This is a genomic window from Microbacterium sp. JB110, assembly GCF_003335195.1.
Taxonomy (GTDB): domain Bacteria; phylum Actinomycetota; class Actinomycetes; order Actinomycetales; family Microbacteriaceae; genus Microbacterium.
In genome coordinates this window covers 508,314-520,532 of the sequence record NZ_QPGM01000002.1, presented here as the reverse complement: position 1 = coordinate 520,532, position 12,219 = coordinate 508,314, and the positions used below count along the sequence as shown (strand labels likewise).

Genomic DNA, 12,219 nt, shown 5'->3' with positions numbered 1-12,219 from the left:
GCCGAACGACGAACCTTTGGTGAACGCTGCGCGTACAGCGGTGGCCGCCTTGACCGTCCCGTCCGTCGCACCGTCAGGGCCGGCTCGGTCAGGTCGGCACCGACCTGACCGACGACTTCGCCGACACCGCTCTGTCGAAGCCACCGGAAACGAGTTGAGGACTCGCCCAATTGGGCGAGTCCTCAACTCGTTGAAAGTGTGTGAGCGGTTCGTTCTGCGTTTCTGTCGAACGCAGTCGGTGTTCCGGCACTTACGTGCCGGTCAACGGACTCAATCAGCTCGGACAAGAGCGCAAGCGCTCTTGTCTCTCACCTCAATCGTCTGTGGAGCTGGGGGGAATCGAACCCCCGTCCAACGCTGGTTCACTGAAGTTTCTCCGGGCGCATTCTGTGGAGACGTTCTGCTCGGCCCCGATCTTCAGCACAGACACATAGATCGACGGGCCCAGTCGCGGAAAAGTCCCGTGTGACGTCGCGACGCCGTCACACAGCAAGACCCCTTAGATGGCGCCAGGAACCGTGACGGGGACGATCACGGGCTGACGGACTCGAGCTCGCTACTTACGCAGCGAGGGCGAAGTCAGTGCGCTCAGCGTTAGAGTTGGCACTTATAGTTTCGCAGGGGGCGTTAACGAGATAACCCTGCATCCTCGGCCCGCTTCTGTCAGATCGGCAGGCGCTGTCGAAACCGATCAGCCCCGTGGATCCTTCTTGCGAAGGGACCTCTCACACACTGTGGAATTGCCAGCGACCCTGCGGTCGCACGGTGCCCGGTGAACCGGGCGTCTCGGAAACTCTCCGAGCACTACAGCCTACAACACACGGGCCCGGAAGGAAATTCCGGATGAGGGGCGCAATGCGCTCCGCCGCGCTGTCGCCGGTCTGCGCTACGCTCGCGCCATGGACGACGACCCTCCGATCGCACAACGACTGTCACGGATGATCCGAGTGCCCACCGTGAGCGCGGCGGCCGCGTCCGAGCAGCCGTTCGAGGAGTTCGTCAACCTGCTCCGCGAACTGTATCCGCGGGTGCATTCCGAGATCGAGCCGGAGCGCATCGGTCCACGAGGCCTGCTGTATCGGTGGCGGGGCCGCACCGACAACGATCCGGCCGTGCTGATGGCACACTATGACGTCGTTCCGGCAGATGAAGCGGACGGGTGGGAGCGCGACCCCTTCTCAGGCCTGATCCGCGACGGATGGGTGCACGGCCGAGGCGCACTCGATGACAAGGGTCCATTGCTGGTCATCCTCGAAGCGGTGGAATCGCTGCTCGAGGCGGGTCACGCCCCCGCGCGCGATGTCTATCTGTCCTTCGGCGGCGACGAAGAGGTGCACGGAGCCTCCGCCGCGGCGATTGCGGAAGAACTCGCGACCCGAGGTGTGTCGCCGTGGCTCGTCATCGACGAGGGCGGTGCCGTCGTCGATGCGCCGCTCCCCTTCGTCCGCGGCAGCGCGGCCATGATCGGCGTCGGTGAGAAAGGCGTGGCCACCCTGCGCCTGACAGCCCGCGGCGACGGCGGTCACGCCTCAGCTCCTCGCGGGCACACCGCCGTGACGCGGATCGCAAGAGCAGTCGAGCGGCTCGAACCTTCGACGTTCCGCCCCCGGATGCCCCGCTCGATCTCGCGCATGCTGCGCATCTTCGCGGTCAGAGCGTCCCGACCGGCCCGGATGCTGCTGCTCGCGCTCGCGCGGTGGCCCTGGTTGGGCGGTCGCGTGTTCGCCGCTCTCGGAGGGGAGCCTGCCGCTCTCATCCGCACCACGATCGCGACGACGATGCTCGCGGGCGGTTCCGCCTCCAACGTGCTCCCCGCGCACGCCTCAGCGACTCTCAACCTGCGCATCGTCCCCGGGGAGACGGTTGAGTACATCGTCAGGCGTGTGCGCCGCCGCATCGCAGACCCCCGCATAGACATCGAGGTGCTCGAAGGCGACGATCCGTCGCCCGAGTCTCCCGTCGACGAACGGCAATTCGCCGCCGTCGCAGGCGCTGTTGCCGCGGCGTATCCGGATGCACTCCCCGCACCGTACCTGATGATGCAGGCCAGCGACGCCCGCCACTTCCACCGGCGCTGGCCCGCCGTGTACCGCTTCGCGCCGCTGGAGATGTCGAGCGCACAGCGCGCCTCGATCCACGGCACGAACGAGTGCGTGTCGATCTCCTCTCTCGAACGCGGACGCGACTTCCACTCGACCCTCATCCGGAGTCTGGCGTGACCGCGCCCGCCGCGGCCACGGGGCTGCGCGCGCTCGTCGGCATCGTCGGTTTCCTCGCGTTCGTCGAGTTCACCAGCGGCATCCTTCAGGGTTACTACACGCCGATGCTCACCGACATCGCGCGTCACCTCGGAGTGCACGACGCCGACGTGAACTGGCTCGAGGGCTCGCAGCTGATGCTCTCCGCTCTCGTCGTTCCCGCCTTCGCCAAGCTCGGCGACATGGTCGGCCACAAGCGCATGCTGCTCGTCTCAACGGCTGCGACGGCGCTGGCGTCGCTCGCGATGCCGTTCACCGACTCGTTCGCGGTCTTCCTCGTCGCCTGGGCGCTGCAGGGGTTCTACGTCGTCTGGCTCCCGCTCGAGGTGGCGCTCATCTGGATCCGCGCCCGCCGGCTCGCGGAGCAGGCAGGCGTGAAGCCCGCGTCCGTGACCGCCAAGGCGGCGGGTGTGCTCGTCGCCTCCCTCGAGCTCGGCGCGATCGGCGGAGCACTCCTCGGCGGAGCGCTCATCGATACGCTCCCCCTCTGGCTGGTGCTGCTGATCCCCGCCGTCGCGGTCGTCATCTGCTTCTTCGTCATCCTGTTCGGCGTCGCGGAGCCGCCGGATCCCGTGGGCGGCGTGTTCGACACCGGCGGCCTCATTCTCGTCTCCCTCGCGCTCGTCGCCTTCACGGGCGGCCTCAGTCTGCTGCGCATCGGCGGGCCTGGCGACCCGTTCGCGTGGGGCGCCGTCGCCGTCGGAGTGCTGCTGATCGTGCCGTTCGTGCTGTGGGAGCTGCGCTGTTCCGACCCGCTCATCGACGTGCGCATGTTCCGCTCCCCGTCGCTGTGGCCCGTGTTCCTCACTGCAGGGCTGTTCGGCGTGAGTGTGCTCGGCGCCCAGGCGCCGCTGTCGACGTTCGCCCGCACCGACCCCGACGTCTACGGATACGGCCTCGGCACATCCGGGTTCGACACATCGCTCATCATCGGTTTCTACCTCATCGCCATGATCGTCGGAGCGCTGCTGTTCCCGTACCTCGCCCGTGCCACGACCCCGCGCGTCGCGCTCATCATCGCGGCGCTTCTCGTCGCCGTCGGGTATCTGATGTTCCTGCCGCTGCACGACACCTATGCCCAGACCACGATCAACATGGCCGTCGCCGGGCTCGGATCGGGGGCGCTCGTCGCCGCCCTGCCCGCGACCGCCGCCGCGGCCGCCCCACCGTCGCAGACCGGAGTCGCCACAGGGCTGACCAACTCCGTCAAGACCGTCGGCGGGGCGATCGCGTCGTGCGTGTTCGGCATCGCCCTGCTGAACGGCGCGGCCACGGCCATCGACGGCGGCGACGCGACGGCCGGCTCGCTCACCGGCTATGTCACGGTGTGGCTCGTGTGCGGACTCACGGCTCTCGTGGCTGCGGCCGCACTGCTCATCGTGCCGCGCGAGGCCTTCACCGACACCGACCGCACCGCGGCGAACGCCACCGGCTGACGGTCCAGGCGCCGGGAACACACAGACTCACACGAGCCGAGCTGTGGGCGTGAGCTTTCCGTTCACGTGAGGAAACACACGCGCACCTGCGACGAAACACGCAGTTCCTAGCCTGGCGCCATGACCTCCCGATCGCACGTCGACCCCTCGCCGAGCACCGACACCCACCGGGTGGTCGTGATCGGCGCCGGCATGGTCGCCCACCGCTTCGTCGAGAGCCTGCTCTCGCGCGGCGACGCTCCATGGCGGATCACTGTCATCGGCGACGAGCCGCGCGCACCCTACGACAGGGTCGGCCTGACCAGCTGGTTCGACGGCCGTGCGGCAGAGGATCTCGCTCTCGACGCCTCTCCCCTGCTCGACCCGCGGGTCGAGCTCGTCACCGGCGATGCCGCGACGTTCATCGACCGCAGCGAGCGGATCGTGACGACGGCCGCTCGCCGCCGATACGCGTACGACACGCTCGTGCTCGCCACTGGCTCGTACGCCGCGCGCCCCGCGATCGACGGCTCGCACCTGCCAGGCACCTTCGTGTACCGCACGGTCGATGACCTCGAGGAGATCACGTCGTTCGTGCGCCAGCGCTCCGCCGAGCTCGGCCGCCCCCTGCGCGGCACTGTCGTCGGCGGCGGCCTGCTCGGGCTCGAGGCGGCGGGCGCGCTCCAGGGCCTAGACGCCGAATGCAGCGTCATCCATTCGGGCACCCATCTCCTCTCCGCGCAGATCGACCGTGCGGGCGGCGAGGTGCTCGGCCGCCTCATCCGGGAGCGCGACATCCGGATCCGCACCGAGTCGCGGGCGACGCGCGTGGCCCCCGGACCGGAGGGCGCCGTGGCGGCGCTCGAGTTCCCCGACGGCTCCTACGAGGAGACCGACATCGTGATCTTCACCGTCGGCGTGCGCCCCAACGACTCCCTCGCCCGCGAAGCCGGTCTCGAGGCGGAACCCCGCGGCGGTGTGCGCATCGACGACGGATGCGCGACGAACGACCCCGCGGTGCTCGCGATCGGCGAGGTCGCCAGCCACGGCGGCCGCAGCGTCGGACTCGTCGCGCCAGGCTACGCGATGGCAGAGGTCGCCGCCGATCGGCTCTGCGGCGGGGAATCGACGTTCCCCGGCTTCGACGAGTCGACGAAGCTCAAGCTCTCCGGCGTCGACGTCGCAAGCTTCGGCGACGCGTTCGCGGCCTCCCCGAATGCACTCGACGTCGTGTTCTCCGACCCCGTCGGCGGCACCTACAAGAAGCTCGTCCTCTCCGACGACGCGAAGACGCTGCTCGGCGGCGTACTCGTCGGCGACGCCTCAGCGTACGGCTCGCTCCGCCCGTTGGTCGGCGGTCCGCTCGGCGCAGACCCCTCCGGATACCTGATGCCGGCCGACGGCGTGGCAGCGCCCACCGGCGACCTTCCCGACGAGGCGATCGTGTGCTCGTGTTCGTCGGTGACGGCGGGCCGGATCCGTGGCGCCGTGCACGAGGACGGATGCGCCGACGCCGATGAGGTCAAGGGGTGCACCCGCGCCGGCGCCACGTGCGGTTCGTGCTTCGTGCTGGTGAAGAAGCTCGTGGGCAAGGAGCTCACCTCGCTCGGCAAGACGGTCTCGAACGCGCTGTGCGAACACTTCGATATGTCGCGCCGCCAGCTGTTCGATGCCGTGCGCGTGGCGGAGCTGACCACGTTCACGCAGATCATCGAGCGCTTCGGCCGTGGTCGCGGCTGCGACGTCTGCAAGCCGACTGTCGCGAGCATCCTGTCCGGTCTGGTCGGCGAGCACGTGCTCGACGGCGAGAATGCGACGCTGCAGGACACCAACGACCACGTCATGGCGAACATGCAGAAGGACGGCTCCTACTCGGTCGTCCCGCGCATGCCGGGCGGCGAGGTGACCCCGGAGGGCCTTGTGGTGATCGGCAACGTGGCGAAGAAGTACGGTCTGTACACGAAGCTCACCGGCGGTCAGCGCATCGACATGTTCGGCGCCCGCCTCGAACAGCTCCCCCTCATCTGGCGCGAACTCGTCGACGCCGGGTTCGAATCGGGGCAGGCGTACGGCAAATCGCTGCGCACGGTGAAGTCGTGCGTCGGCTCGACCTGGTGCCGCTACGGCGTGCTCGACGCGGTCGGCATGGCCGTGAACCTCGAACTGCGCTATCGCGGCCTGCGCTCCCCGCACAAGCTCAAGCTCGGCGTCTCCGGATGCGCCCGCGAATGCGCCGAGGCCCGAGGCAAGGACGTGGGAGTGATCGCCACGGAGAACGGCTGGAACATGTACGTCGGCGGGAACGGCGGCTTCACCCCGCGGCACGCGGAGCTGCTCTCCGAAGGGCTCAGCGACGCGGAGCTCATCCGCGCGATCGACCGCTTCTTCATGTACTACATCCGCACGGCCGACCGACTGCAGCGCACGGCGCCGTGGATGCAGGAGCTGGAGGGCGGCCTGGACGGGCTGCGCGAGGTCATCTTCGAAGACTCGCTGGGCATCTGCGATGACCTCGACGCCGCGATGGCGCGCCACGTCGCCGGCTACCAGGACGAGTGGGCGGCGGCGCTGGAGGATCCCGACAAGATGCGCAGGTTCCATTCCTTCGTGAACGCACCCGACACCCCCGATCCGTCCCTCGCCTACGTCTCCGAGCGCGATCAGGTGCGCCCTGCCTCGGCCGAGGAGCGCGAATCGGGCGCCGTGATGATCGCAGGAACCACCCTGGAGGTGCGCCGATGACGATTCAGACGGTCCGGATGGAGCAGTCCGCCGACCCAGGCGTCCGCGTCGACGTCTGCGCCGTCACCGACCTCGAGGTGGAGCGCGGCAGGGCGGCACTGCTCGACGGCGGCACGCAGGTCGCACTCTTCCTGTTGCCGGACGGCTCCGTCCGGGCTGTGTCGAATTGCGACCCGTACTCCGGGGCCAACGTCCTCTCGCGGGGTATCGTCGGAACGCGCCTGGTCGCCGACGGCACCGAGACGCCCACGATCGCATCCCCTCTGCACAAGCAGGTGTGGGATCTGCGCACGGGGGAGGTGTTGGAGACGCACGGTCGCGAGTCGCGGCACCTGCGTGTGCACGCCGTCGAGATCGACGGCGGACGCGTACTGATCGGAGAGGCGGAGACACGGTGACGACCACACTGGGCATCAGCCTCGCCGGACGACGCGTTCTCATCGTCGGCGGCGGCTCGGTGACCGCGCGGCGCCTTCCCCGTTTCGTCGACGAGCAGGCGCACATCGTGATCGTCGCCCCCGAGCTCTCCCCCGCCGTCTCGGCGATCGTCGCCGACCGCCGCATCGAGTGGCATGAGCGCGAGGTGCGCTCCGACGACGTCGACGGCGCTTGGATCGTGCACACTGCGACGGGCGACGCGCGCGTCGACGCAGACGTCGCCGCGTGGTGCGAACGTCAGCGAGTCTTCTGCGTGAACGCCTCCGACGGTGCCCACGGCAGCGCCAGGATGACCAGCGAGGTGCGCTCCGGCGACGTCGTCATCGGCGTCACCTCGGGCGACGGGGTCGACCCTCGCCGATCCGTCCGCGTGTCGGCGAGCATCCGGGAGGTGCTCGACTCCGGCGGCGTCGATCTGCGCAGGCACCGTTCCGTGCCGGGCCGCGTCGCGCTCGTCGGCGGCGGTCCTGGCCCCGTCGATCTCATGACGCTCAGGGCGAGGCGCCTGCTCGCGGAGGCCGACGTCGTCGTCACAGACCGTCTCGGTCCGGTCGCCGTTCTGGATGAACTCGCTCCGGATGTCGAAGTGGTGCATGTAGGCAAGGCGCCTGGCAGCCATCCGGTGCCTCAGCCCGAGATCAACGCGCTGCTCGTCGAGTTCGCCCGCGCAGGAAAGCGTGTCGTGCGGCTCAAGGGCGGCGACCCGTTCGTGTACGGACGCGGAGGCGAGGAGGTCGCCGCGTGCCACGCCGCCGGCGTGCCCGTCGAGGTGGTCCCCGCACCATCCAGCGCGATGGCGGTGCCGCAGGCGGCTGGCATCCCGGTCACCCACCGCGGCGTCGCCTCGAGCATGCACATCATCAACGGGCAGAGCGGCCTGAGCATGGCCGACATCGCGGCGATGCGCGACGATTCCGTCACCACCGTGCTGCTCATGGGAGTCGCCGCGTTCGCATCGATGTCGCGGCAGGCCATCCGGATGGGTGCGCCGGCCGGGCGGCCGGTCGCCGTCGTCGAGAACGGCCATTCCGAGTGTCAGCGCACGATCCGCTCGACCCTCGGCGACGCGGCCCGTGAGCTCGTCGAAGCGCAGGTGCGCAACCCGTCCGTCATCGTGATCGGAGAGGTCGCGAAGGCGGGCCTGCTGCTGCCTGAGACAGGGGCCACCGCACCGGTCTCGGCGGGAAGCGCCTGATGACGACGGGCGGGCAGCTCTCGGCGGCGCTGGACGGCTGCCGCATCATCAGCACGGCGCACCGTCGCTCGTCCGAGCTGGCCGCTGCGCTCGCCAGGCACGGCGCCGCCATGATCGCCGCGCCCGCACTCACGATCGTTCCCCACGCCGACGACGACGCCCTCCTGGTCGTCACCAGGGAGCTGATCGCGTCTCCTCCGGATATCGTGGTCGCCACGACCGGCGTCGGCTTCCGCGGCTGGGTCGAGGCCGCACACGAAGCAGGCCTCGCCGATGAGCTGCTCGGTGCCCTCGCCGATGCCCAGATCGTCGCCAGGGGGCCCAAGGCACGCGGGGCGATCCAGCAGGCGGGACTCACCGCGGACTGGGTCGCGGAGACGGAGACCACGGCGGAGCTCGGCGAGTACCTCGTGGCCCGCGGCGTCACCGGCCTCCGCGTCGCGGTGCAGCACCACGGATCCGGCGCAGACGGGCTCGACGAGCTTCTGACGGAGCACGGCGCGGACGTCACCAGCCTGACCGTGTACCGCTGGGGTCCGCCGCTCGACGCCGGCGCCGTGAGCGTCTCGACGATCGCGGCGGCCGGCGGAGACGCCGACGCTGTGCTGTTCACCTCGGCGCCTGCGGCGCACGCCTGGCTCGACGCCGCGGAGAAGGCGGACGCACTCGACGCGATCCGTGAGCGTGCGGCGACCAACCGTCTGCTGCTCGCCTCCGTCGGCCCGATCACCGCAGGCCCGCTGCATCGGCGCGACCTCGTCACGTCCATCGCTGAGCGAGGACGCTTGGGCTCACTCGTGCGCCTCGTCGTCACGCATTTCGGCGCGGGCGGCGCACCGTCGCTCACCACGAGGAGCGGCCATCTCGAAATGCGCAGCTCCGGTGCCGTGCTCGACGGCACGCACCTGCCGCTCTCGCCGACCTCGACCTCCGTGCTCAGCGTGCTGTTCGACGCCGGAGGTTCCGTCGTGACGCGCGGCGAGATCCAGGGCGCTCTGCCCGGCACCGGACTGAGCCCTCACGCCGTCGACATGGCCGTCGCACGGCTGCGCACCGGCCTCGGTGATCCGACGCTGGTGGCGACCGTCGTCAAGCGCGGGTACCGGCTCGATGTGGAGGACTCCGCATGACGGCACCCACACTCGTGTGCTGCTCGCACGGGACCGATTCCGCAGAGGGGCGACGAACGATCAGTGCTCTCGTCGCGGCTGCGGAGCGCGCCGTCGGCGCACCGACCATCGAGACGTACGTCGACGTGCAGCATCCTCAGGTCGACGAGGTCGTCTCCTCATCCGACGGCCCGGCCGTGATCGTGCCGCTGCTGCTCTCGCCCGGCTTCCACACCGCCGTCGACATCGGCCGCGCCGCCGCACAGCGCGCCGGGGTCGTCGCGACCGGCACGCTGGGCCCGCATCCTCTGCTGGTCGATTCGCTGGCCGAGCGGATCGCTGCGTTCTCCCCCGAACCCGGCGACCGCGTCGTGCTCGCCGCCGCCGGATCCTCGCGCCCCGAGGCGGCGGCACGCGTCGAAGAGATGCGCACAGCCCTGGAGGCGCGCATACCCGTTCCCGTCACCTGCGGCTTCGCCTACGGCGCGCAGCCCACCGTCGCCGACGCGGTGCAGCAGGCCCGCGAGGCCGGTGCGGAGCGCGTGATCGCCGCCAGCTATGTGCTCGCTCCCGGTCATTTCGCCGATCTCATCTCTCGCGCCGGTGCCGATGTCGTCACCGCGCCCCTCGGCGTCGGCGACGACGGCGCAGACCCGCGCATCGTCCGGATCATCCGGGAGCGCTACGACGAAGGCACCGCGACGCTCAGCCTCTGAGCGTTCGCGAGGCCTTCGTCGCGTCAGCCCTCGCCGTCGGGAAGGAGATCGGGTCGGTGCGCCTTCGTCCGCTCGATGCTCTGCTCGCGGCGCCAGGAATCCACGGCGCCGTGATTGCCGCTCAGCAGCACGGGCGGCACCTCCAGGCCGCGCCACTCGGCCGGCTTCGTGTAGATCGGGTACTCGAGCAGACCGTCCTCCTCGTGGGATTCCTCCACGAGGCTGGCCGGGTTGCCGACCATCCCGGGAAGCAGGCGCGTCACGGCCTCGATCATCGCCATCACCGCGACCTCGCCGCCGTTGAGCACGTAGTCGCCGAGACTGATCAGGCGCACGCGCCCGCGCCCCGAATAGTGATCGATGACGCGCTGGTCGATGCCCTCGTAGCGACCGCACGCGAACACGAGGTGCTTCTCGTCAGCCAGTTCACGGGCCAATGGCTGTGTGAACCGCTCGCCCGCGGGTGACGGAACGATCAGCACGGCGTCGTCGGTGAGGGTGTGATCGAGTGCCTCGCCCCACGGTTCGGGCTTCATCACCATGCCGGCGCCGCCGCCGTAAGGGGTGTCGTCGACCGTGCGGTGGCGATCGTGCGTCCAGTCGCGCAGATCGTGCACGCCGACGTCGATCAGACCGCGCTCACGCGCCTTCCCGATCAGTGAGACATCGAGAACGTCGAAGAACGACGGAAAGATCGTGATGACATCCAGGCGCACCGGACAAGCCTAGAGGCTGCACCTGTGCGGCGCCCACGACCCGCGAGCCGGGCGAGCCTGTCGGCGCGACCGCTCAGACCGCTCGGTCGTCGGCCGGCCCGTCGGCATCCGGCGCCTCGGGTGCATCATCCGGCGTCTCGGGCGCGGCAGCCGCGTCATCCGGGAGCTCCTCGAACAGTCCGGCGGGAGGTGTGACCGTGACGCGCCCGGCTGCAAGGTCGACCTCGGGCACGATCGCCGAGACGAAGGGCACCATGACCTCATCGCCGTCCGACCGGACGATGAGCAGATCGTGCGACGGGAGATGGTCGACGCGGGAGACCTTGCCGACCACGACCCCGTCGCGGACGACGTCGAGCCCGGCGAGCTGGTGGTCGTACCACGCGTCGTCCTCGGGCTGCGCCTCCGCCTCGGCCTGGTCCTGCTCGATCCACAGGATGGCCCGGACGATGCTCTCGGCCTCGTTGCGGTCATCGATTCCATCGAGGAAGACGACCGGGTGATTGTTCATCCAGCGGAACTCGCGAACGGTGACGGTCTTGCCGTGCCACTTCGAGTCCTGCGGAACCTGCAGTGTGAACGTCGCCCCCGGCACGAAACGGCCGTCGGGGTTGTCTGTGTACAGCTCGAGCTTGAGTGCTCCCTTGAGCCCATGGGCCTTCAGGAGGCGACCGACTCGAAGCTGCTGTTTCGCTGCGCGCTCGGTCACGATCAGTCGTCGGCGACGTCGACGCGGACGCGCTTGCCGTCGGCGAGGGCGTTCACAACCGTGCGCAGTGCCTTCGCGGTGCGGCCGCCGCGCCCGATCACTCGCCCACGGTCCTCCTCGGCGACGTGCACTTCCAGCACGTCGCCGCGGGGTGTGGTCGACGAGATGACGCGCACATCCTCAGGGCGATCGACGATGCCCTTCACGGTGTGCTCGAGCGCGGCAGCCAACACGACGGTTACTCTGCGGTCTCTTCGGCGGGCGCCTCTGCGGCGTCCTCGGCGGGAGCCGCTGCCGGCTCCTCAGCCTTCTTCTCGGCCTTCGGCTTGATGACCGACTTCTTGTTCGAGTCGACCTCGAAGTCGACCTTCTCGCCGGCGACCTTGACCGTGTTCTTGGCGTCCTTCTCGCCCTTGAAGGTGCCCCAGTCGCCGGTCAGCTTGAGGATGGCGCGCACCTGGTCGCTCGGCTGGGCGCCGACGCTGAGCCAGTACTGTGCACGCTCGGAGTCGACCTCGATGAACGAGGGCTCCTGCGTCGGGTGGTACTTGCCGATCTCCTCGATCACACGACCGTCGCGCTTCTTGCGCGAGTCGGCAACGATGATGCGGTAATACGGCGCACGGATCTTGCCCAGACGCTTGAGACGGATCTTGACAGCCACGTTTCTCCTGTGGTTTTCGAAGTGAACGAACCAATCGCCTCGCGCGTGGGGTGATGCACGCCGGCGGAAGCTCTCAGGGAGGTTCACGGGAAGGATAGAGGGTCGTTCCCGCGTTCCAAACCTCCATTCTGCCAGAGAAAGCGCCCTTCCCGCTAATTGGCGCGCCTCCGTGTTCGCCCAGTATCCGAGCGGCCGCATTCACGGGTTCCACAGAGTTGCATCGCGGCGTAGATTAGGTAAGCCTGTCCTGAGCACGT

The 12,219-nt window shown here is 69.2% G+C and carries 11 protein-coding genes and 1 other RNA gene; 7 read left to right on the top strand and 5 right to left on the bottom strand.

From position 1 onward, the window contains the following. Positions 1–321: 321 nt before the first annotated feature. Positions 322–699, bottom strand: a transfer-messenger RNA (tmRNA) gene (gene ssrA / locus CIK77_RS05970). Positions 700–899: 200 nt separating this feature from the next. Between ssrA and CIK77_RS05965 the strand changes: the two genes are divergently transcribed. The 7 genes from CIK77_RS05965 to CIK77_RS05935 all read left to right on the top strand — a co-directional run bounded on the left by CIK77_RS05965 (position 900) and on the right by CIK77_RS05935 (position 9,873). Continuing rightward, positions 900–2,219, top strand: a complete 1,320-nt coding sequence (locus tag CIK77_RS05965; RefSeq protein ID WP_087053617.1) for a M20/M25/M40 family metallo-hydrolase — start codon at positions 900–902, stop codon at positions 2,217–2,219. Next, positions 2,216–3,694, top strand: coding sequence for an MFS transporter (locus tag CIK77_RS05960; protein ID WP_087053616.1), 1,479 nt, complete (start codon positions 2,216–2,218; stop codon positions 3,692–3,694). Before CIK77_RS05965 ends, CIK77_RS05960 begins: the two co-directional genes overlap by 4 nt. Positions 3,695–3,814: 120 nt before the next feature. Next, the gene (gene nirB, locus CIK77_RS05955; RefSeq protein WP_170934014.1) at positions 3,815–6,415 is read left to right on the top strand and encodes a nitrite reductase large subunit NirB; all 2,601 of its coding nucleotides are present in this window, start codon (positions 3,815–3,817) and stop codon (positions 6,413–6,415) included. After that, positions 6,412–6,813, top strand: a complete 402-nt coding sequence (locus tag CIK77_RS05950; RefSeq protein WP_087053615.1) for a nitrite reductase (NAD(P)H) small subunit — start codon at positions 6,412–6,414, stop codon at positions 6,811–6,813. The genes nirB and CIK77_RS05950 overlap by 4 nt, the downstream gene beginning before the upstream one ends. Continuing rightward, on the top strand, positions 6,810–8,048 hold the full coding sequence (cobA, locus tag CIK77_RS05945) for a uroporphyrinogen-III C-methyltransferase (RefSeq protein WP_087053614.1): 1,239 nt from the start codon (positions 6,810–6,812) through the stop codon (positions 8,046–8,048). The genes CIK77_RS05950 and cobA overlap by 4 nt, the downstream gene beginning before the upstream one ends. Continuing rightward, positions 8,048–9,178, top strand: coding sequence for a uroporphyrinogen-III synthase (locus CIK77_RS05940; RefSeq protein WP_087053613.1), 1,131 nt, complete (start codon positions 8,048–8,050; stop codon positions 9,176–9,178). The genes cobA and CIK77_RS05940 overlap by 1 nt, the downstream gene beginning before the upstream one ends. Continuing rightward, positions 9,175–9,873: a sirohydrochlorin chelatase gene (locus tag CIK77_RS05935; RefSeq protein ID WP_087053612.1), complete on the top strand. Its 699-nt coding sequence runs from the start codon at positions 9,175–9,177 to the stop codon at positions 9,871–9,873. The genes CIK77_RS05940 and CIK77_RS05935 overlap by 4 nt, the downstream gene beginning before the upstream one ends. A 23-nt stretch (positions 9,874–9,896) precedes the next feature. On the opposite strand, the gene trmD is transcribed toward CIK77_RS05935, so the two are convergent. The 4 genes from trmD to rpsP form a co-directional block, all read right to left on the bottom strand. Then, complete coding sequence (trmD, locus tag CIK77_RS05930; protein WP_087053611.1) at positions 9,897–10,589, bottom strand: tRNA (guanosine(37)-N1)-methyltransferase TrmD; 693 nt, start codon at positions 10,587–10,589, stop codon at positions 9,897–9,899. Positions 10,590–10,662: 73 nt separating this feature from the next. Continuing rightward, on the bottom strand, positions 10,663–11,301 hold the full coding sequence (gene rimM / locus CIK77_RS05925) for a ribosome maturation factor RimM (RefSeq protein ID WP_441897913.1): 639 nt from the start codon (positions 11,299–11,301) through the stop codon (positions 10,663–10,665). Next, a complete protein-coding gene (locus CIK77_RS05920) occupies positions 11,301–11,531 on the bottom strand; it encodes a KH domain-containing protein (protein ID WP_087053609.1) in 231 nt (76 codons plus the stop codon). The genes rimM and CIK77_RS05920 overlap by 1 nt, the downstream gene beginning before the upstream one ends. A gap of 5 nt (positions 11,532–11,536) precedes the next feature. After that, a complete protein-coding gene (gene rpsP / locus CIK77_RS05915; protein ID WP_087053608.1) occupies positions 11,537–11,962 on the bottom strand; it encodes a 30S ribosomal protein S16 in 426 nt (141 codons plus the stop codon). Between the last annotated feature and the right edge of the window lie 257 nt (positions 11,963–12,219).